At 73.9% G+C, this 23,256-nt stretch carries 21 protein-coding genes and 1 pseudogene; 9 read left to right on the top strand and 13 right to left on the bottom strand.

The features are described 5' to 3' along the window. Positions 1-7: 7 nt before the first annotated feature. Positions 8-592 (bottom strand): DUF4190 domain-containing protein, encoded by a 585-nt coding sequence (locus tag O7603_RS18260; protein WP_281571016.1) that lies wholly within the window; start codon positions 590-592, stop codon positions 8-10. 177 nt (positions 593-769) lie between these two features. Here O7603_RS18260 and O7603_RS18255 point away from each other — a divergent pair, with 177 nt between their 5' ends. Beyond that, positions 770-1,966: an acyl-CoA dehydrogenase family protein gene (locus tag O7603_RS18255; RefSeq protein ID WP_281571015.1), complete on the top strand. Its 1,197-nt coding sequence runs from the start codon at positions 770-772 to the stop codon at positions 1,964-1,966. Between the two features lie 42 nt (positions 1,967-2,008). Here the strand turns inward: O7603_RS18255 and O7603_RS18250 are convergent, their stop codons facing one another. The 3 genes from O7603_RS18250 to O7603_RS18240 all read right to left on the bottom strand — a co-directional run bounded on the left by O7603_RS18250 (position 2,009) and on the right by O7603_RS18240 (position 5,496). Further along, positions 2,009-2,767, bottom strand: coding sequence for a hypothetical protein (locus O7603_RS18250; RefSeq protein WP_281571014.1), 759 nt, complete (start codon positions 2,765-2,767; stop codon positions 2,009-2,011). 193 nt (positions 2,768-2,960) lie between these two features. After that, positions 2,961-3,368, bottom strand: coding sequence for a CoA-binding protein (locus O7603_RS18245; protein ID WP_281571013.1), 408 nt, complete (start codon positions 3,366-3,368; stop codon positions 2,961-2,963). Between the two features lie 61 nt (positions 3,369-3,429). Beyond that, positions 3,430-5,496: an intein-containing Rv2578c family radical SAM protein gene (locus O7603_RS18240; protein WP_281571012.1), complete on the bottom strand. Its 2,067-nt coding sequence runs from the start codon at positions 5,494-5,496 to the stop codon at positions 3,430-3,432. A 91-nt stretch (positions 5,497-5,587) separates the two neighbouring features. Here O7603_RS18240 and O7603_RS18235 point away from each other — a divergent pair, with 91 nt between their 5' ends. Beyond that, a complete protein-coding gene (locus O7603_RS18235) occupies positions 5,588-5,968 on the top strand; it encodes a DUF393 domain-containing protein (protein ID WP_281571011.1) in 381 nt (126 codons plus the stop codon). 31 nt (positions 5,969-5,999) lie between these two features. Here the strand turns inward: O7603_RS18235 and O7603_RS18230 are convergent, their stop codons facing one another. From O7603_RS18230 to O7603_RS18205, 6 genes are all read right to left on the bottom strand, one after another. Next, positions 6,000-6,695, bottom strand: coding sequence for a hypothetical protein (locus O7603_RS18230; protein ID WP_281571010.1), 696 nt, complete (start codon positions 6,693-6,695; stop codon positions 6,000-6,002). 89 nt (positions 6,696-6,784) lie between these two features. Further along, the gene (locus O7603_RS18225; RefSeq protein WP_281571009.1) at positions 6,785-7,165 is read right to left on the bottom strand and encodes a DUF742 domain-containing protein; all 381 of its coding nucleotides are present in this window, start codon (positions 7,163-7,165) and stop codon (positions 6,785-6,787) included. Then, entirely contained in the window at positions 7,143-7,601 is a 459-nt protein-coding gene (locus O7603_RS18220) for a roadblock/LC7 domain-containing protein (RefSeq protein WP_281571008.1), read from the bottom strand. Before O7603_RS18220 ends, O7603_RS18225 begins: the two co-directional genes overlap by 23 nt. Then, on the bottom strand, positions 7,598-9,619 hold the full coding sequence (locus O7603_RS18215) for a nitrate- and nitrite sensing domain-containing protein (protein WP_281571007.1): 2,022 nt from the start codon (positions 9,617-9,619) through the stop codon (positions 7,598-7,600). The genes O7603_RS18220 and O7603_RS18215 overlap by 4 nt, the downstream gene beginning before the upstream one ends. Continuing rightward, positions 9,616-12,186, bottom strand: coding sequence for a LuxR family transcriptional regulator (locus O7603_RS18210; protein WP_281571006.1), 2,571 nt, complete (start codon positions 12,184-12,186; stop codon positions 9,616-9,618). Before O7603_RS18210 ends, O7603_RS18215 begins: the two co-directional genes overlap by 4 nt. Positions 12,187-12,191: 5 nt before the next feature. Next, positions 12,192-13,463, bottom strand: coding sequence for an Hsp70 family protein (locus tag O7603_RS18205; RefSeq protein ID WP_281571005.1), 1,272 nt, complete (start codon positions 13,461-13,463; stop codon positions 12,192-12,194). Positions 13,464-13,765: 302 nt separating this feature from the next. On the opposite strand from O7603_RS18205, the gene O7603_RS18200 reads away from it, so the two are divergent. The 3 genes from O7603_RS18200 (at position 13,766) to O7603_RS18190 (ending at position 18,100) form a co-directional block, all read left to right on the top strand. Then, positions 13,766-14,659, top strand: a complete 894-nt coding sequence (locus O7603_RS18200) for an IniB N-terminal domain-containing protein (RefSeq protein ID WP_281571004.1) — start codon at positions 13,766-13,768, stop codon at positions 14,657-14,659. A 118-nt stretch (positions 14,660-14,777) separates the two neighbouring features. Further along, positions 14,778-16,634, top strand: coding sequence for a dynamin family protein (locus tag O7603_RS18195; RefSeq protein ID WP_281571003.1), 1,857 nt, complete (start codon positions 14,778-14,780; stop codon positions 16,632-16,634). Continuing rightward, complete coding sequence (locus O7603_RS18190; RefSeq protein ID WP_281571002.1) at positions 16,631-18,100, top strand: dynamin family protein; 1,470 nt, start codon at positions 16,631-16,633, stop codon at positions 18,098-18,100. Before O7603_RS18195 ends, O7603_RS18190 begins: the two co-directional genes overlap by 4 nt. 51 nt (positions 18,101-18,151) lie before the next feature. Here the strand turns inward: O7603_RS18190 and O7603_RS18185 are convergent. From O7603_RS18185 to trxA, 3 genes and pseudogenes are all read right to left on the bottom strand, one after another. After that, positions 18,152-18,961 (bottom strand): annotated as a pseudogene (locus O7603_RS18185) (MFS transporter permease); the annotation flags it as partial. Continuing rightward, positions 18,958-19,398 (bottom strand): hypothetical protein, encoded by a 441-nt coding sequence (locus O7603_RS18180; RefSeq protein ID WP_281571001.1) that lies wholly within the window; start codon positions 19,396-19,398, stop codon positions 18,958-18,960. The gene O7603_RS18180 and the pseudogene O7603_RS18185, both read right to left, overlap by 4 nt. A 130-nt stretch (positions 19,399-19,528) precedes the next feature. Beyond that, entirely contained in the window at positions 19,529-19,891 is a 363-nt protein-coding gene (gene trxA / locus O7603_RS18175; RefSeq protein ID WP_281571000.1) for a thioredoxin, read from the bottom strand. Between the two features lie 550 nt (positions 19,892-20,441). Here trxA and O7603_RS18170 point away from each other — a divergent pair. The 4 genes from O7603_RS18170 (at position 20,442) to O7603_RS18155 (ending at position 23,149) form a co-directional block, all read left to right on the top strand. Next, positions 20,442-20,957: a MaoC family dehydratase gene (locus O7603_RS18170; protein ID WP_281570999.1), complete on the top strand. Its 516-nt coding sequence runs from the start codon at positions 20,442-20,444 to the stop codon at positions 20,955-20,957. Positions 20,958-21,084: 127 nt separating this feature from the next. Further along, the gene (locus O7603_RS18165) at positions 21,085-21,621 is read left to right on the top strand and encodes a hypothetical protein (protein ID WP_281570998.1); all 537 of its coding nucleotides are present in this window, start codon (positions 21,085-21,087) and stop codon (positions 21,619-21,621) included. Positions 21,622-21,696: 75 nt separating this feature from the next. Beyond that, positions 21,697-22,320 carry an RNA methyltransferase gene (locus O7603_RS18160; RefSeq protein WP_281570997.1) on the top strand — a complete coding sequence of 208 codons (624 nt, stop codon included), beginning with the start codon at positions 21,697-21,699 and terminating at the stop codon, positions 22,318-22,320. Positions 22,321-22,450: 130 nt separating this feature from the next. Then, complete coding sequence (locus O7603_RS18155) at positions 22,451-23,149, top strand: DUF6758 family protein (protein WP_348651023.1); 699 nt, start codon at positions 22,451-22,453, stop codon at positions 23,147-23,149. The last annotated feature ends 107 nt before the right edge of the window (positions 23,150-23,256 follow it).

The following is a 23,256-nucleotide window of genomic DNA, read 5'->3' as shown; positions in this document are numbered from 1 at the left end:
CCCGGCCTCAGTAGCCGCCGCCGTTGCCGGTGCTGCCGGCGAAGGCCACCAGGGCGATCCAGCCGCAGCAGACCAGCAGGCCCAGGCCGGTGAACACGTAGCCGAGGATGAGCCCCCAGGTGGCGAGTTGCTCGCCGTCCTCGCCGCTGGCGCGGATCTGCCGCTTGGCCACGTGGCCGAGCACCGCGCCGGCCGGCGGGAACACGAACGCGAAGACCAGCGACAGGATCGCCAACACGTTGGTGGGACGCCCGGGCCCGCCGGGTGGCGGGCCGTACTGCCCGTACGGCACCTGCGGGGCGTACGACGGCTGCTGCCCCCACTGCGGGCCGGGCGGGTAGCCGCCCGGTTGGCCGAACGGCGGCTGGTCGGGGGCCGGCGCGGCGGGCGACTGGTCGGCGGGCGGGCCGTACGGCGACCCCTGCGGCGGCGGGCCGAACGGCGACTGGTCCGGCGGCGGGGCGTAGGGCGAGCGCTCCGTCGGCGGCTCGTACGGCGACGGGGGCTGCTCGGGGCGGGGCGGCTCGTAGGGCGACGGCGGCTGCTCGGAACCGGACGGCTCGGGCGGTCCGGACGGCGGCGGATGGGTCACGGTCTCCTCCTCGTGCCGGCGCCGGTCATGGGCCCTCTTGCCGGACGCTACCCGCAGCGGTGAACCTTTTCACAGCGGTTGTGTGGACTGGTCACCTTGGCCTCGCCGCCCCGGAGACCGATACTGACCGAGCGTTCAGTTACCCATGAGTAATGCGCCGATCCCCCGGAGGCTGAGATGGCCCGACTCGCCCAGACGCCCGGCCTGACCGACGTGCAGCAGTCGATCCTGGAGACCGTCCGGGAGTTCGCCGACAAGGAGATCATCCCGCACGCGCAGCGGCTGGAGCACGCCGACGAGTACCCGACCGACATCCTCGACGGGATGCGCGAGATGGGGCTGTTCGGCCTCACCATCGACGAGGAGTACGGCGGGCTCGGCGAGTCCCTGCTCACCTACGCCCTGGTGGTCGAGCAACTCTCCCGGGGCTGGATGTCGATCTCCGGCATCGTCAACACCCACTTCATCGTCGCGTACCTGATCTCGCAGCACGGGTCGGCCGAGCAGAAGAGCCGGCTGCTCCCGAAGATGGCCACCGGGGAGGTGCGCGGCGCGTTCTCGATGTCCGAGCCCGAGTGCGGCTCCGACGTCTCGGCCATCAAGTCGAAGGCCGTCCGCGAGGGCGACAGCTACGTGCTCAACGGCCAGAAGATGTGGCTGACCAACGGCGCGTACTCGTCGGTCGTCGCCACCCTGGTCAAGACCGAGACCGGCGCCGACTCGGTCTACGGCAACATGAGCACCTTCCTGCTGGAGAAGGAGCCCGGTTTCGGCGAGACCGCCCCCGGCCTCACCATCCCCGGCAAGATCGACAAGATGGGCTACAAGGGCGTCGAGACCACCGAGATGGTGCTCGACGGCGTCACCGTGCCCGCCTCGGCCGTGCTCGGCGGCGCGGAGAAGGTCGGCCGGGGCTTTTACCAGATGATGGACGGCATCGAGGTCGGCCGGGTCAACGTCGCCGCCCGCGCCTGCGGCATCTCGATCCGCGCCTTCGAACTCGCCGTCGCGTACGCCCAGCAACGCCGCACCTTCGGCCAGCCCCTCGCGAAGCACCAGGCCATCGCGTTCAAGCTCGCCGAGATGGGTACGAAGATCGAGGCCGCCCACGCCCTGATGGTCAACGCCGCCCGGCTCAAGGACGCCGGCCAGCGCAACGACGTCGAGGCCGGGATGGCCAAGCTGCTCGCCTCCGAGTACTGCGCCGAGGTGGTGCAGGAGGCGTTCCGCATCCACGGCGGCTACGGCTACTCCAAGGAGTACGAGATCGAGCGGCTGATGCGCGAGGCGCCGTTCCTGCTGATCGGCGAGGGCACCTCGGAGATCCAGAAGACGATCATCTCCCGCGGCCTGCTCAAGGAGTACAAGCTCTGATTCGTCACCGGTCGACGTTTCGGCCACGGCGGAGACCGGCCGTCAATGCCGGGCCGGCGCCGGCCCGGGTGCGGTGACCGGTAGGCCGACGGCCAGCACCTCGGGCCGGGACCGGAAATGGTCGATCGCGGCGAGCAGCCGCTCGTCCGGCACGGCCGTCGTCCGGCCCCCCACCCTCCGTTCGTGCTTCGTCGGCAGCCACACCTTCGGGCGCAGGTACACCCCGTCGACCCGGCCCTTCGTCCTGTGCAGGCGTGCCTGGTCGATGTTGGACCAGTCGTGCCAGCGGCGTTCCTGCCGGATGCCGCTGGCCGTCAACGCGAGCGCGCCCGAGAATCGCGCCATATCGTAGACGACCCGGCCGGCGAACGCGGCGATGCCGACCGCGATCACGATGCGCACGACGCGGCTCCAGCCCTGGTCCGGCAGCGACGCCAGCAGCGCCAGGGACAACAGGGCGGCGCCGGCCACCTCCGTCAACGGACCGGCCCATCCGGCCGCCGAGCGCCGCGCCACCAGACCCGGCTCGAAGCCGTGCAACCCGGCCACCCGTACCTGCCACACCAGCCGGGCCCGGCGACGTGGGTACCAGGTCCGCGACGACAGCAGCAGCGCACCGGTGAGCAGCCAACCGGCGAGGTCCACCGCACCGGAGTCCATCGCGTCCAGCGGCATCCGGACGGCCGCGATGCCCGCACCAGCGGCGGCCACCGCCGCGGCCGCGAGCGCCGCCGAACGGCGCACCCAGAGCCCATGCCGATCGACTCCGGAAGCGGCAACGCCCGACCCACCCAGCGACATGGCCGAAGGGTACGACCGGCACGCATCTCTGCGGCAGGGCGAGCCGTGCTCGGTAAGTGGAGTGCCGGTGCGTTCGGCAGAGCCTGTGGAGCTGAGTCGTCTACGACATCAGCTCCGAAGCGTCCGCGCGGAAAACGCCGGCCACCACGCGGGATCGGCCGGTGACCGCCGGGACGCTCTGGCGCCCGAGCGGTCAGCCCAGCCGGGTGAGGCCGGCGGCGGCCCGCTCCACGATCAGGCAGCGGTTCTCCACGTAGTCGATGCCCGCCTCCTCCGCGATCCGCCGCGCCTCCGGCGAGACGATGCCGAGTTGCAGCCACACCGCCGGGGCGCCGATCGCCACCGCCTGGCGGACCACCTCGACCGCGTCCTCCGCCGGCCGGAACACGTCGACCAGGTCGACCGGGTGCGGGATGTCGGCCAGTGACCGGTAGACGGGCTCACCGAAGAGTTCGTCGGCGGTCGGGTTGACCGGGATGATCCGCCAGCCGTACCGCTGCATCTGCAACGGCACGCTGTGCGCGGCCTTGAGCGGGTCGCGGGACGCGCCCACGACGGCGATCACGGCGGAGTCGGCGAGGATCTGCTGAGCGGTACGCACCCGGCGACTGTAACTCCGGCGCGGCGCGCCCGGCCGCTGGCTGGTCGATCAGGCAGCCCCGTCAGAGCAGGGTCAGCTGTTCGGCGGCCGGGGGTGGCGGCGGCTCCGGCAGGCTCCGGTTCTCGCCGGACTCGGCGCGGTGCAGGCCGTGCCGTCGGGCCGCGATCCGCACCCGCGCGGTCAGTTCCCGCTGGTAGGCCTGCGGTGCGTAGGAGCCCGCGCGGTAGAGCTCGCGGTAGCGGGGCACGAGGTGCGGAAACTCCCGGGCCAGCCAGTGCGCGTACCACTCGCGGGCGCCGGGGCGCAGGTGCAGGGGGATCGGCGTCACACTGGTCGCTCCGGCGGCCGCGATCGCCGCGACGGTGGCGTCGATCGACTCGTCGCTGTCGCTGAGGCCCGGCAGGATCGGCGCCATCAACACACCGACCGGGAAGCCGGCGTCGGTGAGCGCCCGGACCGCGTCGAGCCGCCGCCGCGGGCTCGGGGTGCCCGGCTCGACGGCGCGCCAGAGCCGCTCGTCGACGAAACCCACCGAGTAGGAGACACCGACCCGGGTGACTTCGGCGGCCTGACGCAGCAGCGGCAGGTCGCGCAGGATCAGCGTGCCCTTGGTGAGGATGGAGAACGGGTTGGCGAAGTCGCGCAGCGCTCCGATGATCTGCGGCATGAGCTGGTAGCGCCCCTCGGCCCGCTGGTAGCAGTCGACGTTCGTGCCCATCGCGATGTGCGCTCCGCGCCAGCGCGGCGCGGCCAGCTCCCGGCGGACCAAATCGCCCGCGTTGACCTTGACGATCACCTTCCGGTCGAAGTCCGCCCCCGCGTCGAGATCGAGGTAGGTGTGCGTGTTGCGGGCAAAGCAGTTGTGGCTGACCACGCCGTCGGCGATGAAGTCGCCGGTGCCGGTGGTGATGTCCCAGAGCGGCAGCTCCAGGCCCGACGGCTCGATCGCGGTCACCCGCAGCTGCGCCTGGCACTTCAGAGCCGCGCCTTCGATGGAGCGCTTGCGGGTGATGGCCGGGTCGGTCAGGTGGAAGAAGCGCAGGCGCTCGGCGAGACCGCCGGTCAGCCGGACGTTCCGCACCCCGTTCGACGGCCGTGGATCCTCGAGGACGGACCGGAAGCCGAAGTGGGCCAGGCACCGCCGCACCTGGTCGAGGATCTCCTCGTCGCCGTTACTGATGCGAAAGACACCCCGGCTGCAACTGCCCTCCGCGTCGAAGATGCCCGCGAGGAAGCCACGCCGCCAGTCATCACTGGGCTCGGACGGCCACCGGATCAGGTCGGTGATCGCCTCGATGTGCGCCAGTCGAGAGGTGCGAATCGCCGAGATGGCGCGGCGGCGGGTCGTGGCTGGCGCGAAGGCGAAGCGCGTCGTCTCGATGCCGGCGTCGGCCAGGTAACGCTCGCTGCGGAAGAGCGCCTCGTCGTCGGCGAGGGCGAGGCGAAAACGGTGCACCGAGCCGGTGGCGTAGTGGTAGCTCGCCAGGTTGGCGTCGCCCCGGACCATGCCGCACAGGTAACCCCGGCGGTAGTCGGGCGAGTCCTTCGGCCCGTCGGCGAAGCGGCCGGTGCCGATCAACCGGTTGTTGGTGGTCAGGTAGGGACGCTGTCCTGGACCCTGCATGGCACCCGTCACGTACTTCCAGCCGCGGTCGGAGAGGAAGCGGTGGTCGCCGCTCGCCACCAGCGTGGTCCCGTCGGCGAGCGTGACACGGTAGGCGGGCTTGACCGTCGACCACTTGGCCAGCACGGTCGTGACCACGTAGCGGCGATAGGCGCCCCGGCGCTCGGTGCCGTAGATCCGGTCGCCGATCTCCAGGTCTCGGATCTGCTTGGTCCGACCGTCGGCCATGAGAACGGGGGTGTCGCCGCCCACGCAGTACACACACGCATGGCTGCATCCCCGGTAGGGGTTGATCGTCCACTCGAAGGGGACGCGGGAGGCGCCCGGCACCCGGTTGATGATCGACTTGGCCTGCACCTCGTAGAACGTCATGCCGGCGAAGCCCGGGGTGTCGAAGGTGCGGACGGTCGCGCCGGGCAGCGCCAGCGGCAGGGGTGGCGTCGCTGGCGCTGCCCGCTCGGGAACTCCCTCGACCGGGGGAGCGGTGAGGTTGTCCCAGCGCATGGCCATCATTCGAACACACGTACGAGCCGGATGCAAGCGACGCGCGCCACCTCGACACCCGGTCGCAGCTCGGTGGGTGGAGGATGGGGGCATGGACAGGTCGACGTTCGTCTACGACGGGGACTGCGCGTTCTGCACCCGCTGCGCGGAGTTCATCGAGCGGCACATCCCCACCGCCGCGCGGGTGGTGCCGTGGCAGTTCGCCGACCTCGCCGCCCTGGGGCTGACCGAGGCCGAGTGCGAGCAGGCCGTGCAGTGGGTGGGCGCCGACGGCGTACGGGCCGCCGGGCCGGACGCCATCGCCCGGCTGCTGGCCGCCAGCGGGCCGGTCTGGCGGGTAGCGGGCGCCGGGCTGCGGTTCCCGCCGGTGCGCGCGGCGGCCTGGCCGGCGTACCGCTGGGTGGCCCGCAACCGGCACCGCCTGCCCGGCGGCACCGCGGCCTGCGCGGTGCCCTCGGCCAGGCGCGACTGATCCTCTGGAGGGAGGCCGGCCGCGCCGATGGTCAGTCGGGCAGGCCGGCGCAGGCGGCGCCGTCGATCGTGCACGCGGTCGGGGTGGCGCTGATGGGCGCGCCCGCCACCCGGAAGGTGACCCGGACCGAGCCCCGGCCGGGGACCTGGCCGGCCGGCCCGTCCGGCACGAAGGTCCAGGTCGCGCCGTCGCGGCTGGCGCGGGCCCCGGTCACCCCGGTGACGTCGAGTGACTCCCGGGGCAGCGTGATCACCAGTTTCCAGTCCGGCGCCCCGGCGGGGCCGGGGTTGCCGATGGTGACGGCCGCGCCGTAGCTGAGCAGTGCGCTGTCCGCGATGGCGAAGTCGGCGCGCAGCGGCACCGGGGCGGCGGCGGTGGTGCGCGCCGGCCCGTCGGTGGTGGGCGGCGGTGCGGTGGTCGGGGCGGCGGCACTGGTGGACTGGCTGGGCGTCGGCCGGGTGGACGTGGCCGGTCTGGCTTCCGCGCCGGGTGTCCCGTGCTCGGTGGTCTCCGGCATCGCGGGCTCGGGCGGCGGGTCCAGCGCCACCGGGGCCAGGCGCTCCGGCGTCCGCAGCACCAGGACGACGGGGACCGCCGTGGCGACCAGCACCGCGAGCGACGCGAGGGCGGCGACCCGGACGACCGCCGACCCGCCACCCTGTCCGGTGAGCGCACGCCGGGCGGCCCCGACGAGGGCCACGAATCGGTCGAGCAGGATGATCGCCACGGTCCTACGTGGTTGCGGCGGTGATGCCGGCACTACCTGGTTCCCCTCTCAGATCTTCCACCGACGCGCCACCGCGGTCGGTCGCCCGCTCACAGCGCGCGCAGTCCGGCGAGCAGTTCCCTGAGCAGTTCCTCGGACGGCAGCTCGGAGAGTGTCGGCGGTTCGTGCGTCTCGATCAGCCCGGCGTCGAGCAGGTCGCCGAGGAGCACCCGGACGGTGCCCACCGGCAGGTCCAGTTCGGCGCCGACCTCGGCCACCGAGAGCGGCTGCCGGCACATCTCGACGATCGCGGCCTGCTCCGGGAAGAGCTGCGCGGTCGATGCCACCGTGCCTCGGGTCACGACCAGAGTGATCAGGTCGAACCGGCCACGGTCGGGGGCGCTGCGCCCACCGGTCACGGCGTACGGCCGGACCACCGGCCCGGCGTCGTCGTCGTACCACGCTTCGTCAGCTCCGCCGGTGGGCTGCACCGATCTCCCCGCCCGTCGCAGTCGGGGCCGGTTCGAGGTACACCGGCAGGTGCCGCTCGGCCTGGCCGACGAAGAGCGCCACCTCGTACGCCATGTCGCCGACCTCGGCGTCGCCGCCGATCCGCACGGTGAGGATCGCCCCGTTGCGGGTCGTGGCGACGAAGAGGAAGGCGCGCGCCATCTGCACGACGACCTGGCGCAGCCCTCCGCCGACGCACACCCGGGTGGCGGCCATGCCGAGCGCCTCCAGGCCGGCGACCAGGCTGGAAAGCTGTTCGGCCAGGTCGTCGTCGACGTTGCGGCTTGCGCCGAGCAGCAGCCCGTCGGGGGACAGCACCACCGCGAACTCGGCCCCGTGCACCCGGTCGACCAGGTCGTTCAGGGCATCGGTCAGGCCGTCGGTCAGGCCGTCGGCGGTGACCACTGAATGCGTCATCTGTGTCCTCTCGCTGCTCTCGAGACCGGTATCTCGACCGTGTCGGACCCCGCCGTGCCTGGCCCGGGCCGCACCGACCCGGGTTGCCGGGTCCGCACCGGCAGGTCGCCGGCGACGCCGGATCCGGACGTCGTTCCCACCGCCGGGCCGGGCCGGGGGCCACCCGGCCCGGTCGCTGCGCCGTCGGGCCCGGTCTGGGTGACCAGGGTGGGAGGGAGCAGCACGACCGCCGCCGTTCCGCCGCGCGGCCCGGGGTGCAACGAGACCCGGGCGCCGCAGCGAGCGGCGAGCAGGGCAGCAGCGTACAGCCCGGTGCGGCCGTTCGGTGGACCCGTCGGTGGCGGATCGGCCAGGAGGCGGTTCGCTTCGGCGAGGGTGGCGGGGTCGAGGCCGGGCCCGTCGTCGGTGACCTCGACGGCGCAGCCGGTGGGCCTCTCCTCGCCGCCCAGCCGCACGGTGGTGCTGGCCGGCGAGTACGCCAGCGCGTTCTCGACGAGTTCGGCGAGCAGGTGGGTGACGTCGGTGACCGCGGGGCCGGCGAGTGACCAGGGCCACTGCGGTGCGACCAGCACCCGCTGGTAGTCGGCGACCTCGGCGACGGCGCCCCGCACCACGTCGAGCAGGGGTACGGGCCGGCGCCAGCGCCGGGCGGGCCGGGCGCCGGCGAGCGTGACCAGCTTCTCGACGTTACGTCGCAGGCGGGTGGCGAGATGATCGAGCTGGAACAGGTCGGCCGTGTCCTCCGCGTTGTGCTCCCGTCGCTCCATCGCGTCGAGCAGCGTGAACTGCTCGCGTAGCAGCGCCTGGTTGCGTTGCGTGACGCGGAGGAAGAGATCTCGGGTGGCCGGTCCGGGGCCGGGCTGGTTCCCGGCCGGTACGTGGCCCGTGCCCGCCGGTGGGGCGGCTGGCTCGGTGTGGACCGGCAGCTGTGGTGGAGCAGCGGTGGCCGCCGGGAGGGGACCCGAGGCGGTCGTGCCGTCGGCGATCGGTGGATTCTGGCTCGGCGCGCGCGTTCCGGCGGAGAGCCGGCGGACGGTGCCGGTGCCGGCGACCAGCAGGGCGAGCACCGCGATGAGGCCGAGCCCCAGGACCGCGCCGGTGCGGGTGACCACGAGGGCGGCGCCGGGTGTGGCGCGTTCGACGCTGCGGCGGGCCGTGGATCGGACCAGCTCGTGCAGGCCGGCCAGGGCGGAGTCGGCCGCCGGGCGCCAGCTGTCCACGCCGAACGCCGGCCGGTCGTCGCCGGGGCGCAGCAGCTGATCCTCGAGGGACAGCAGCTCGGCGAACCGGGGTCCCTCCAGCAGGGTCCGGTAGGCCGCCTGGTCGGCGGCGGGCAGCCCGGTGACCGCCTCGGCGCCGGCGTACCGCTGGTTGCTGATCAGTTCGGTGAGCCGGCGCCGGTCGTCGGCGGTGATTCGGCCGTTGGTCAGCGCGGTGGTGAGCAGGGTGTCCTCCCGGGCGAGCAGTTCCCGGGAGCGGGCGAGCGCGACGACGGCCCGGGTCTCGGCCGCCAGGTTGGTCTCCCGGGCGCCCCACTCGGGTCCGTACACCGCGAAGGCGGTGTCGATCAGACGGTCGTAGCCGGCGACGGCCTCGGCGCGGCCGGCGTCCGCCTCGGCTCGTAGCCCGGGGAGCCCGTCGAGGTGGCGGAGCAGCTGGTCGGCGCGGTCACGGACGGCGCCGGCGGTGAGCAGCCGCAGGTCGGTGCCGGCGGCGGTGTCGCGCAGGGTGGTCACGGTCCGGTCGGTGCCGTCGCGGGCGCCGGCGAGCGCGGCCCGCGCCCGGGGGGTGTTGGCGATGGTGCCGGCGGTGAGGCGCCGCTCGGTCTGGAGGTCGAGGATCAGCCGGTCGGTGGGTTGGCCGAGGGTCTCCGCCAGGGCCCGGATGCGGAGCAGGTCGGCCGCGTCGCGGCCGGTCAGGTAGGCGGCGTACGACCAGAGCGCGACCAGGACGACCGCCGTGGCGACGAACTGTCGCCGGAGGTGCTGACCGGTCGACGCCGCCCCGTGCCCGCTCACCGGGTCGGCCGTTCGGGCCACGGCTGGCCGGCCCCGGTGTCGGACCGGTCGGCCACGATGGTGCGCAGCAGGGCCAGCAGTTCGGCGCGGTTGGCGCAGTTGAGGCGGGAGCGCATGCGTGCCACGTGGTGCTCCACGGTCTTGGCCGAGATGAAGAGCCGGTCGCCGATCTCCCGGTAGGTCAGCCCGGCCAGCACCAGTTCGGCGACCTCACGTTCCCGGTCGCTGAGCCGGTGCGCGGCCGGTGCGGTGAGGGCGTCCGCGACCTGACCGTCGGCGCCGGCGGTGGGACGCTGACCGCCCTTCGCCCCGGCGGGGCGGCCCTGGAGCATCCGGGCGCAGTCCAGCAGGGTGGTCATGGCCCGCCGGTCGGCGGTGCGGATCGCGGCCTGCCCGGCGAGCCGGGCGCCGTCCCAGCAGAGCCCGGCGTCGTGCAGGCCGCGGGCGGCCGCTTCGACGCGGATCGGGTCGACCACCCCGCGCAGGACGTCGACCCAGCTGGTGGCGGCCGCGGCGACAACGGTGGCGTACCGGCTGTGCGGCGCCGCGGTGAGCAGCGCGGCTACGTGGTCGTCGGCGGCGGCGGGTGCTTCGGTGAGGATCGCCGCGTGCAGCCCGCTCCAGTGCAGGGGTGTGCTCCACAGTGGTGGGTCGCCGAGACGGGCCAGCAGGGCCCGGGCCTCGCGCAGGTAGGGCGCCAGCCGGTCCAGGTCGCCGAGGCGGGCGCCCGCGATGGCCAGCTCGCCGAGGGGCAGCAGGGTGAACAGGTCCACCGGGTGGCGGACCACGGCTTCCAGCGCGTGGCCCCAGCCGCGCTGGAGCGCGCCGAGGTCGCTGTTCCGCCGGGCGATTCCCAGTTCCAGCGCGGTGGCGAAGAGCAGGTCCCGCGATTCGAGCGGCCGGCCGACGGCGGTGACCGCGGCGAGCCGGTCGGCGGCGACGGCCGTGTGGCCCCGGACCAGCAGGATCCAGGCCTGGAGCAGCCGATGCCGGCGGGCCATCAGCGGGCCGCCGATGCCGCTGGCGAGGGCGCGGTCGAGCACCCGGTCGGCGATGTCGAGTTCACCGCAGTGCACGGCGGTGAGCGCGGCGAGCGCGGCCGGGCTGTCCGGCAGGAGCACCGCCCGTCCGTCCGGTTCCAGCAGCGCCGTGGCCTGCACCAGGGTGGACAGTGCGGCGGTGGGTGACCCGTCGACGCTCTCCGCGACGCCGTCGGCCATCAGTTGGGCGGCGCTGGCGTGCAGGGTGGGCGGGCCGCCCCGGTCGCCTCGGGGCCCACCCGTCGCGCCGGCCCGGTCACCGCCGGCGAGCGCGCCGACGGTGGCGAACGCGGTGGCCGGGGCGGCGCCCGACCACCGGTACAGCTCCACGCTGCGGCCGACCTGGCCGCGGTGCGCGAGTGCCGTCGCGGCGACCAGGGCCGCCTCCGCCCGCTCGGTCGGCGTCGCCGAGGCGAGCAATCGGTCGGCGAGCCGGAGGGCGGCGTCGAGATCGCCGGCGAGTGCCGCGGCGACCGCCTGGCGGGCGGCCACCGGCCGGCCCGCGGCCGCGGCCGCAGCGAAGAGCTCCGCCGCGAGGGCCGGGTCGGCGCCGAGCGCCTCCTCGGCGGCGGCCTCGAGCGTCCCCGCCGGGCAGTCGCCGGCTACCCCGGCGGTGAGCAGCGCGCGGACCAGCGGCAGCACCGGGCCGCCGCGGGCCAGTTGTACCTCGCTGAGGCGGCGCCACACGGCGGTCCGTTCGGTGGCCGGGCTGAGCGCGACCACGGCCCGGCGGACCAGTGGCGCGAGGCGTCCGTCCGCGCCGAGCAGGCCGGCCGCCCGGGTCGCCGCGACGAGCGCGTCCACGTCGGCCGGGTCGCGGCCGAGCAGCGTGCCGAGCAGCTCCATCGGCAGCGGTACGCCGGCGGCGACGGCGAGCAGCAGCCGCCGGACGTCGGGGGTGAGGTCCTCCAGGTCCGGCCCGAACTCGAGGACGACCTGCCGGGGCGGTTCGGCCGGTACGCCGGGACGGGGCTCCGCACCGCGGAGCCCGCGGGCGAGGCGTTCGACGTCGCGAGGTACGCCCGCGGTCTGCCCGTGCACGAAGTCGAGCAGCTCCGCGCGGCGGCCCAGCTCCGGTACGGCGGCGAGGTGGGCGGCCGTCTGCTCCCGGGCGAACGGGGTGAGCAGGACCAGTTGCCCGTCCCGCCGGAGGGTGTCGGCCAGCTCGACCAGCCCGGCGGGTCGCGGCCACGGCCGGTAGCCGACGGCCACGCGGTGCCGCCGCCCGGCGACGAGGCGGCGCAGGGTTTCGAGTCGGGCGTCGTCGAGCAGATGGGCGTCGTCGACCAGCAGGACCGTCTCCGGGTCGACCTGGTCGGGCGACTCCGGCGGGTTCTCCCGCACGGCGACGCCGGCCCGCCGGTAGATCCGGGCCAGTTCCTGGAGGTACGCGGTGCGCCCGTGGCCGCCCGGGCCGGTCACGGCGAGCGCGAGCGGTGCCCCGGGGTCCGTGGCGACCGCGTCGAGCAGGGCCTGTGGCGCGCGGTCCAGCACCAGTCGGCTTCCGGCGACAGTGCTCATGATCATGGTGGTCATCCTTCGCGTCCCCGCCCTCGGGCCAGCGCCAGGCGGGACGGCCTCGGCAGGTCCAGCGGGGTGATGCGGACCGGTGGGCGTGGTGGGGGTTCACTGTGGACCGGTCGGTCGTGGTCGGGTCGTCGTGGCGCGGGTACCGCCGCGCCGCCGCGTCGTGGGCCGGCGGCGGGTTGCTGCGCGCGCTCCGGTGCGGCCGGTCGCGGGCGCGGTGACATCACCTGGCAGGCGGCCAGCGCCGCGCCCGTGGCGGCGGTCAGCTGCGGGTCGGGCTCCACCTCGATCGGCACCGGGAATGCGGCGGTGAGGAGTTCGCCGACCAGCGGGATCCGGGTGGACCCGCCGGTCAGCAGGACGGCGTCGAGTTCCGCGGGCCGCAGCCCGGCGGAGCGGACGGTGCGGTCCAGCAGCTCCACGGTGGCCTGCACGGCCGGCCGGATCATCTCCTCGAACTGCACGCGGCTCACCGGCACCCGGGTCGGCCCGGTGGGCAGGGTCAGCAGCACGTCGGTGTCGGTGCTGACGGTCAGTTCGCGCTTGGCCCGGTCGCATTCGGGCCGGAGGGCGCGCAGGGTGGCGTACGTCTCCCGCCGGCCGGCGGCGGCGATCTCCCGGGCGAGCACGGTGCGGACGTGTTCGGCCAGCGCCTCGTCGAAGTCGGCGCCGCCGATCCAGTCCAGCCCCTGCGGGAAACCGACGGTCTCGTAGCGGCCGCGTTCGTTGCACCGGACGAGCGCGGCCTCGAAGCTGTTGCCGCCCAGGGCGTAGACGGCGGCGGTGCCGCCGGCGAAGCCCCGGGCCGCGTGACTCTCGGCGACGGTCACGGTACGCGGCAGCAGCGTCACGTGAGCCAGCCCCTGCTCCCACAGGGCGGCGTGCAGCAGGTCACGCCGGTGCCGTCCCCAGCCCGCGGGGTGGCTGACCACGACCGCGTCGGCCGGCTCGCCCTCCCGGTCGTGAACCCGCTCGACCACCCAGGTGGCCAGGACGGCGGTGAGCATCTGCGGCGGGCACGCCTCGCCGGCGAGCAGCAGCGGCACGTCGTCACCGACCCGGCGGACGAAGCCGCGGGCGGTCCGGTTGCCGTCGTCGCCGCCGGACTCGCCGACGACGAGGGTGCCGTCCGTGCCCAGGTGCAGCACCGACGGCAGGGTCGCCGAACCGGCGTCGAGCGCGACGACCTCGGGTCGTGCCCAGCTCGCCCCCCGCCGCCGGGCCATGGTGGCGGCGGTGGTGGTGTTTCCGATGTCTATCCCCAGGACGTACGGCATTCGCTTCTTCCTCGACCGCGAGTCGGCCGGCCGCGGGCCACGGGTATCCCATCGTGCGGACGGCCCACCCCCGGTGAATCCCCGTGGGCTCCTACGTTCGTACCAGAGAACTCTCCGGCATCGAGACCCTAAATCTGGCCGGCCCGGTTCCCCCAGTCCCCCTAACGGCGGAGGGGGTTGACGCCCTAACCGAGCGGAGTGGGTTGCGGGCAGTTCCCCGATGACCGGCGCCGCTCGGGGGTCATAGCGTCGATGTCGACGAGCGGCGGTCGACGACGCCCACATTCGAGGAGATCCGGCACATGGACCAGACCCTGCACGACTTCGTGCTCAACCTGCTCACCGACGCCGACGCCCGGTCGGCCTTCGACCTCGACCCGGAGGGCGCGCTGCAGGCCGCGGGGCTCACCGACATCACCGCCGCCGACGTGCAGGACGTGGTGCCGCTGGTGGTCGACTACGCCCCGGTCGGCGGCCTGGCGCCGGTCGCCCCGCTGACGGGTCAGCTCGGCGCCGACCCGCTGGTGAACGACGCGACCGACGTGGTCGGCCAGTTGCAGAGCGTGGCGCAGCAGATCACGGTCAGCAGCACCTACTCCGGTGTGGACGTCAAGGCCGGCGTGCTCGGCGCCATCGCCGTCGACCCCACGGCGGTCGCCGTCGGCGCGACGGTGCTGCCGGGGATCGGCGTGGGCGTCGGGCCGGGCGGGATCGCCACCGACCTGACCGGGGTGAACGACGTCGCGCACACCCTCGACGCCGACGTGGTGGGCGTGGTCGACACGGTCGCCGACCCGGTGGTCGGAGACGTGACCGGTGCCGTCGGCGCCCCGGACACCGTTCTCGACGCCACCGACCACGGCCTGCTCGGCACGCCGGACGGGCTGCTCGGCGGCACCCTCTCCGGCACCACCGGCCAGGTCGGCGGCCTCGTCGACTCGCTCGGTGTGAACGACACCCTGGGCGGGCTCGGCCTGAACGGCGGCGACGCGGGCTCGGTCGGCCCGGTCGACGTGCCGTCCACGGTGGGCGGCGTGACGCACCAGGTGGATGGCGTCCTCTCCGGCGTCACCGGCACGGTGGGCAGCGTGACCGGTGGCGTCACCGGCGGGGTGACCGGCGACGCCGGGGTCCACGGGGACGCGTCCGCGTCTCACGGCGGCGGCCTGCTGGGCATCACCGACGGTCTGCTCTGACCGACGCCCGGTCGGAGCGGGGAGGCCGGGTCACCGATAGCGGTGACCCGGCCCTTCCCCGTCTCCGGGATTCCTGCCTCTTGATAATTGCGCTGAAATCAGCACACTTGGTGCGGTGATGGCGGGGATCTGGCTGGACGTTCTCGACGAGATCGCCCGTACGTGCCGTGAACACGGGCGCGGCGACCTGCTCCAGGCCGTCCGGCAGCGACGTGCCCAACTGCTCGATCCGACGCTGCGCGTCCTCGTGATCGGCGAGCCGCACCAGGGCAAGAGCCAGTTGGTGAACGGGATCGTCAACGCGCCGGTCTGCCCGGTCGGGGACGGCCGCACCACCGTGCTGCCGACCGTCGTGCGGCACGCCGAGGCGGCGGCCGTGGCGGTGGTCCAGACGCCGCCGGCCGCCCCCGGCCGGTCCGCGGGCACGGCCCTCCCGGTGACGGCCGAACGGACCCCGGTGCCGCTGGACCGGATCGCGGCCGGCGTCGCCGGCACGCTCGGCCGCCGGCCGGGTGGTGGCCCGGCGTACGTCGAGATCGGACTCCCGCGCGCGCTGCTCGCCGCCGGACTGGTGTTCGTGGACACGCCGGGCAGTGACGAGGTGCGCACGCTGGGCGGCGGTGTCCCGGTCGCCGGGCTGAACCGCGCGGACGCCGTGCTGCTGGTCTCCGACTCGACCCGGGAACTGTCGGTGGCCGAGCTGAACATGCTGCTGCACGTCACCCGGTCACACCCGAACGTCGTCGTGGTGCAGACCAAGATCGACCTGGTGCCGGACTGGCGCGTGGTCGCCGAGCGCAATCGCCGGCACCTGGCCGAGGCCGGTGTGCCGGCGGCGCTGATCCCGGTCTCGGCGTCGCTGCGGCTGCGCGCGGCCGCCGCCGACGACCGTGGGCTCAACGCCGAGTCGGGCTTCCCGGCGCTGATCGCCCGGCTCCAGCGCGACCTCGCCGGCAAGGCCGACGTGCTGGCCCGGGCCTCGGTGGGGCTGACCGCCCGGACGGTGGTGGAGCAGTTGGCCGCGCCGCTGCGCGCCGAGCTGGAGAGCCAGCGGGCCGAGGAGCAGTCCGGCCCGATGTCCCGGCTGCACGCGGCCCAGCGCGAGGTGGACGAGCTGCGACGGTGCTCCACACGCTGGCAGAACACCCTCAACGACGAGATGGCCGACCTGCTGTCCGACATCGAGTACGACCTGCGCGACCGGACCCGGCAGATCCTGCGGGCGGTCGACGACGCGTTCGAGACGGCCGATCCGCTGGTCGCCTGGGACACCTTCCAGGACTGGTTGACCCGCAGCCTGATCGAGGCGGCGGAGGCCAACCACGAGTGGCTGGCGCAGCGCTGCGATCACGCCGCACGCCGGGTCGCCGGCAACTTCGCCCGGTACGGCTACGACGTGCTGCCGCCCTGGTCCATGACCGTTCCCGACGATCTCGCTTACCGGCTGCCGGAGCTCGAGCGGCCGAGCATCGACCGGTTCACCGCCACCCAGAAGGTGATCACGGGGATGAAGGGCTCCTACGGTGGCCTCCTGATGTTCGGCCTGGCGATGACGCTGGCCGGCATGCCGATGATCAACCCGGTGTCGATCGGCGCGGGCGCGCTGTTCGGCGGCAAGAGCATCCGGGACGAGAGCAAGCAGCTGCTCCGCCGGCGGCAGGCGACCGTGAAGACGGCCATCCAGCGGCACGTGGACGACTTCTTCGTCCGGATGACGAAGGACTGCCGGGACGCGGCCCGCCAGGTGCAGCGGATGCTGCGGGACCACTTCACCGCGCTGACCGACGAGTTGCAGGAGGCCATCGTCCAGTCGCTGCGGACGGCCAAGCAGGCGGCCGACACCGACGCGGCGGTCCGCGACCAGCGGCAGCGGGAGATCAAGGTGAAGATGACGCGGTTGGCCGCGCTCTACGAGCAGGCCCAGCAGTTGACCGGCGCCCGGCCCGCGCCGACACCGCTGGAGCCCCGCGCGTGACCGTCGGCCTGCGCCTCGACGAGGCGGTGTGGGGGCTGCTGCACCAGGCACTCCAGCTCTACCGGGACGACCCGCGGGCCACCGGGCACCTGCGGGGCCAGCTGGCGCGACTGGAACAGCCGCTCCGGGTGGCGATCGCCGGCCCGTGGCGCGCCGGCAAGTCGACCCTGCTGAACGCGCTGATGGGTGAGGAGGTCGCCCCGGTCGCCGGTGCGGACGGCAGCGGCGCCTTCACCTGGTACGAGGACGGCCCGCAGCCGCGGGCGACCGGTTACTCGTCCAGCCACCCGCCGCAGGAGCTGGCGATGGTCCGGTCGGCGACCGGGATGCGGGTGGACCTGGTCGGCTGGCGGGCCGGCGAGCTGCGCGACATCGTGGTGCGCTGGCCCACCCGGGCCCTGCGCCAGGTGACCCTGGTCGACACGCCGGCGGTCGGCGGTCCCGGCGAGCAGGACCGGTCGCCGGTGATGGACCGGGTGCTGCGGGAGGCCGACGCGGTGCTCTACCTCACCCGGGACGGGCGCGGCACCGACCTACGGATGCTGGAGGCCGGCCGGGAGAGCGCGGTCGGGCAGGCCGCCCCGGTCAATGTGATCATGGTGCGGTCCCGCGCGGACGAGATCGGCGGCGGGAAGATCGACGCGCTGCTCACCGCCCGCCAGCTCGCCCGCCGGCAGTTCCGCGATCCGCGGGCGAACGCGCTCTGCGTCGGCGTGGTGGCGTGCAGCGGGCTGATCGGCCTGGCCGGCCGGGTGCTCAGCGAGTCCGACTTCGCCGCCGTCGCGCAACTGGCCGCGGTCCCCCGCCCGGAGCTGGACGCGTACCTGCTCTCCGCCGACCGGTTCCTCCGCGGCGAGCTGCCGGTGCCGGTGGACGCCGAGGTACGCGCCGGCCTGCTGGACCGGCTCAGCCTTTTCGGGGTGCGGCTCGCCACCACGCTGGTCCGCACCGGCAGCGACAGCCGGGCGACCCTCTCGGCCGAGTTGATCCGCCGCAGCGGCCTGGCCGAGCTGCGCGAGTCGGTGAGCCGCTTCTTCGTCGACCGGCGGGACACGCTCAAGTCGCGCTCGGCCCTCGCCGCGGTGGAGGAACTACTGCGCGCCGAGCCCGCGCCGGGCACCGCGGAGCTGCTCGGCACGGTCGAGCAGATCCTCGCCGGCGCCCACGAGTTCCAGGAGCTTCGCCTGCTGGCGGCGCTACGGGACACCCGGCTCGGGTTCGACGCCGAACTCGCGGCGGAGGCGCGGCGCCTGGTCGGCGGCGACGGGGTCGGCCTGGCCACCCGGCTCGGGATCGAGCACGACGCCGGCGTGCAGCGGCTCTGGGAGGTCGCCGCCGAGGCGCAGTGGCGCTGGCGGGACCGCGCCGAGGACCCCCTGCTCCGGTTGGCCCAGCGGCGCGGCGCGCAGGTGGTCGTCCGCAGCTGCGAGGGGATGCTCGCCGAGTTGGCCGAGGGCGGCCGCTGACGCGGAGCGAGCCGGTCGCTGAGCCGGCCCGCCGGGGAGGGCGCCACGGCGCCGGCGCAGCCACTCGACCGGGCGGATCCGTTCCAGGGGCAGGAAGCTCGCCATCGCCGCCAGGTGCGGGGCGAACGAGATGGTGATGGTCGCGACGGTGACCACGTGGAAGGAGTAGAAGAAGCCCACCATGGCCAGCCGCCACCGCTCGGGCAGCAGGAACACCAGCGGGCTGGCCAGCTCGAAGGCGACGATGCCGAACTGGGCGACGATCAACAGGTACGGCACCTGGGCGATCAGGTCGGCCAGCTCGGTGCCGCGCCGGATGATTGCCCGGGCCAGCACCGACCCGGTCAGCCAGTCGAGGCCGCCGAACCGCAACTTCGCCCAGGCGGCCAGGAAGTATGTGCAGATCACCGCGATCTGGGTGACCCGCAGCGCCCAGCCGCCCGCCTCCGTACGGGTCGGGTCGCCGTGCCGCGCCCGCCCGGCGGTGGGCAGTACGGCCAGCGCGACGAGCAGGCCGACCCGGTCGTGGTCCACCTTGCCGTAGCTCATCGCGATGATCATCCACTCGAGGTACAGCGCGCAGACCGCCCAGCCGAGCAGTCGGGGCGCCCGCCCGGTGGCCGCGAGCAGGGAGAGCACCAGCAGCGCCCAGAAGATCACCGCCACCAGCGCCGGGGTCGGCGTCGGCAGCGGCAGCAGCCGCCCGACCAGCAGCGGCTGGTAGAGCTCGCCGGGCACGCTCACCCGGGTGCGTACCCAGGGGGTGAAGACCACCAGGTCGGCCGCGACGAACAGGTAGATCAGGGTGCGGAAGGCGGCCACCCGGCCGCGGGGCACCGGCTCGGTCAACCAGCGGGTCATCGCTCCGCCTGCCAGCGGACCACCGTCTCGTCGGTGTAGCGGCCGGTCGGGCGCCCCTCCCGGATGCCGTACCAGCGGATCACGATGCGGACCTCGACCAGGTCGGGGGCGTCGGGGTGCCGCTCGGCGTACGCGTCGGCAACCTCGGCGAGCAGCGCCGGGTCGCCGGCGTAGCGGTCCTGCTGGCCTTCGATCTCCGCCCGGCGGATGCCGGTCGCCTCCTGGCCGAGACCGACCACCGCGCCGGTGGCGTCCACACCCTCCACCCGGGTGTCCGGCGCCGGTGCGTTCGGAGGGTTCGACGTCGAGTACATCCGGAAGGGGCCGAACGGGAAGTCGTCGTCGGTGCCCCAGAGGGTGCCGGCGAGGAGCACGGCGAAGCCGAGCGCGGTGACGCCGAGCCGGGCGGCCCGCCCGCGAGTGGTCAAGGTCTCCATCAGGATCGTGACGATACGGGAAACGCCGCCTTGACCGGGTCCGTCCGACGGTCAAACCTGCCTGCCGCGTACGACGACGGCCGGGCCCCTGGTGGGGCCCGGCCGTGGGTGCCGTGCGTGGTGCGCCGGCTCAGTGCTTGTGCTCGGCCAGCTGCTTGCGGACGTCATCCATGTCGAGCGCCTCGACCTGCTCGATCAGGTTCTCCAGCGCGGACTCGGGCAGGGCGCCCGGCTGCGCGAAGACGATCACGCCGTCCCGGATGGCCATGATCGTCGGGATCGACCGGATGTCGAACTTGGCGCCCAGCGCCTGCTGCGCCTCGGTGTCGACCTTGCCGAAGACGATGTCCGGGTGCTTCTCCGAGGAGCGCTCGTAGACCGGGGCGAACCGCTTACACGGGCCACACCAGTCGGCCCAGAAGTCGACCAGCACGATGCCGTCGTTGCTGGTCACCTCGTCAAAGTTCGCCGTGGTCAGCTCAACGGTTGCCATTGCACTCTCCGATCACCGCAGATTACCTACGTTCCGTAGAACCAGGGCTGACCACATCGCATTCCCACCTCGGCGGGGGTGAAACGTGTCACCCGGGGCGACGTTCGGCGCGGCCCGGTCATCGACCCCCGTCCCTACGGTCCGGTGCTGCGGAACGCACATGCAGGTCGCACTTGCGTGACCAATCGTGATGGGAGCGCTTCCAAGGGGATCCATGGCATTGGCCGGCGCAAATCGACGACGCGACGCTTGACAAGGAGCTATCCGGCCTGCGGAGATCGCTCCCAGGCGCGCCGCTGATAACGCAGCGTATTGTTACGAAATCATAAATGTGACCGCGGTCTCTGTTGGGACAGGACGCGCGTACGGCAGAATCTTTCACATCAGAGCGTGGGCGGCGGGTGCCGGGGAGGGCCCCGCCGCTCATTGCGTCTCCCCTCGGTTGTGGCCGGTGTGACTTTTCCGCGCGGCCCACGCCCCGCCGGTCGCCTTAACCCTCGATAAGGCATGCTGTGCCGAACTCCATCGCCGCCCGTCGAAGGGGACAAGGATGCAGTTCGGCCGCTACTACGAGGAGTTCGAGGTCGGCGCGGTCTACCGCCACTGGCCGGGCAAGACCGTCACCGAGTACGACGACCACCTCTTCTGCCTGCTCACCATGAACCACCACCCGCTGCACATGGACGCCCACTACGCCGAGTCGGCGAGCCAGTTCAAGCGCAACGTCGTGGTCGGCAACTACATCTACTCGTTGGTGCTCGGCATGTCCGTCCCCGACGTGAGCGGCAAGGCGATCGCCAACCTGGAGGTCGAGTCCCTCCGGCACGTCGCCCCCACCTTCCACGGCGACACGATCTACGGCGAGACCACGGTGCTGGACAAGCGGGAGTCGGCCTCCAAGCCGGACCGGGGCGTGGTGTCGGTGGAGACCCGCGGCTACAACCAGGACGGCACGATGGTCTGCGTCTTCCGCCGCCGGGTCATGGTTCCCAAGCGGGAGTACGCGGCCGCGGGCGTCCCCGAGGGCGTGGATCCGGAGCGGCCCAGCTTCCCCGAGCCGCGCTGACCGAGGAGCGGCCCCTCGGGGCCGCCGGGTCGGTGGCGCCGGACCGCCGGGGCAGCCGTCGGCGAGTGTCGGGCTCCGCCCCGCCGTGTTGCGGCGGGATGGGGCCCTTTTCGCGATCCGGGTGCATATGCTGGCGCCGGAGGTCCCCATGAGCCACTCCGTCGCCGGAGAGCCGCCCTCTGCCGGCCGCCGCGCCGCACCGCTGACCACCGCCGTCTACTCCGCCGCCGAGTGGGACCTGCTCACCAGCCTGCCCGGCCGGGTCATCGTGGTCTCCGCCGCGCCCGGCCCCGGCCGGCCCCGCCGGGGCGTCGCCGAGGGGCTCGCCGGCCTGGACGCGGTCGCCGCCGGCCGGTCCTTCGACAGCGACCTGGTCCGCGCCGTGGTCTCCGCGATCTACGCGCGGCACGACGGCGGGCCGGCGGGCGACGACGGCAACACCGACCTGGTGGACCTGCTCGCGGCCTGCCGGGCGGCGGTCCGGGTCCTCGACCGTCGGGCCGACCCCGCCGACTCGGCGGCGTACCGCCAGTGGGTGCAGTCGGTCGCGGCCCGCGTCTGCCGGGCGGTGCCCACCGGCCGGGTGCGCGTCGTGGGCGACGGGCCCGCCCCGGCCGACCGGCGCTTCCTCGACCGGCTCGGCGACGCGCTGGGCCTGCGCTGACCGGCGTCCGCCGCGGCCGTCGACGGGCGGGGCGGCCTCGTCCGGTGGCCGCGCGGTCCGTACCCTCTGGTGACCGTGACCGGTGACCAGCTCGACGTCGGCGTGGGCCCCTGGCCGGGCGACCCGCCGGACGACCCGCGATACGACCCCGAGCTGCTCGCCGAGGGGGACCGGCGCAACGTGGTCGACCGCTACCGCTACTGGCGGCGGGAGGCGGTCGTCGCCGACCTGGACCGGCGTCGGCACGACTTCCACGTGGCGATCGAGAACTGGCAGCACGACTTCAACATCGGCACGGTGGTCCGCAACGCGAACGCGTTCCTCGCCGCCGAGGTGCACATCGTGGGGCGGCGGCGGTGGAACCGGCGCGGCGCCATGGTGACCGACCGCTACCAGCACGTCCGGCACCACGAGACGATCGAGGAGTTCGTGGCCTGGGCGGTCGGACACGATGTGCCGATCGTCGGCATCGACAACCTGCCCGGCTCGCGTCCGATGGAGACCACGACCCTGCCGCGGCGCTGCGTGCTGCTCTTCGGCCAGGAGGGGCCCGGCCTGTCGGCTCCGGCGCGTGCCGCCTGCGACCAACTCTTCTCCATCGCCCAGTACGGCTCCACCCGTTCGATCAACGCCGGCGTGGCCAGCGGCATCGCCATGCACGCGTGGATCCGGGCGCACGCCGGCCCGCCGCCGGACTGACCCTCAGCGGATCAGTGGCCCGGCGCTCCGCCCCGGGCGCCACGATCGACCGCCACCGGATCGTGGCGGACCCGGCACGGAAACCTCCGCTCCGCTTGACGGCCCCGCCCCGCGGGGTGACGGTGGGGATGTGAGTGTCGCGGTGAGTTGTCCCAGATGCGGGGGCCCGGTCCGGTCACCGGACCTCATGCACAGCGAATCGCGGTGCGTGCGGTGCGGGCCGGTGGCGCCATTGCACGTGCCGGAGCACATCGGAGCCGAGATCGTGGCCAGCGTGGTGGAGCGCGTCGTGGCGGCCGCGGACCCGCCACGGCGGGCGGCCGCGCCGCTCTGGTGCCCGTGGCCGCTGCCGCCGGGCTGGACGATGACCGGCGTGGCGTACGCCGGTGACGACCGCACCGGCGTACGGGCCACCGCGGTCGCCTGCGCGGGCCCGGCGCCGCTCGGCGGCGGCCCGGCCGACCTGGTCTTCGTCGCCGAGGAGCCGGGCGTCGGCCTGGGCACCCGGCTCGCCGGGATGGCGGGGCCGGACCCCGGACCGCAGCTCGCGGAGGCGTTGACCGACCCCGGCCCGGGCCACCCCGAGCACGTCGGCCAGGCCCGGATCCGGGTGGCCGGACACCCTACTCCACTGTGGCTGGTGCATTCGCCGATGGATCGAAGCGCGTACGCCGGCGAGGCTCGGGGAATGTGGCTGCATGCGATAGCCTGGCCGGCGAGTGCGGGGCATCTGCTCGCGGAGGACGTCGTGCTGCACGACCTGACCGAGTGGACACCGCCCGAACTCGTGTACGGCGCACCGTCTCCGTACCTGCACGGGAAGGCTTGACAACCGTCCCGGAATGGCGGAGAACGGACGCAGATATTCACTGTACGACACCACACTGATACTCTGGGTGCCGCTGCGGTAATGGGACCCGGCGCCGCGCGAGAGGA

The sequence above is a fragment of the Micromonospora sp. WMMD812 genome, from assembly GCF_027497215.1.
GTDB lineage: Bacteria > Actinomycetota > Actinomycetes > Mycobacteriales > Micromonosporaceae > Micromonospora.
This window is presented reverse-complemented; position numbering and strand designations above follow the sequence as displayed.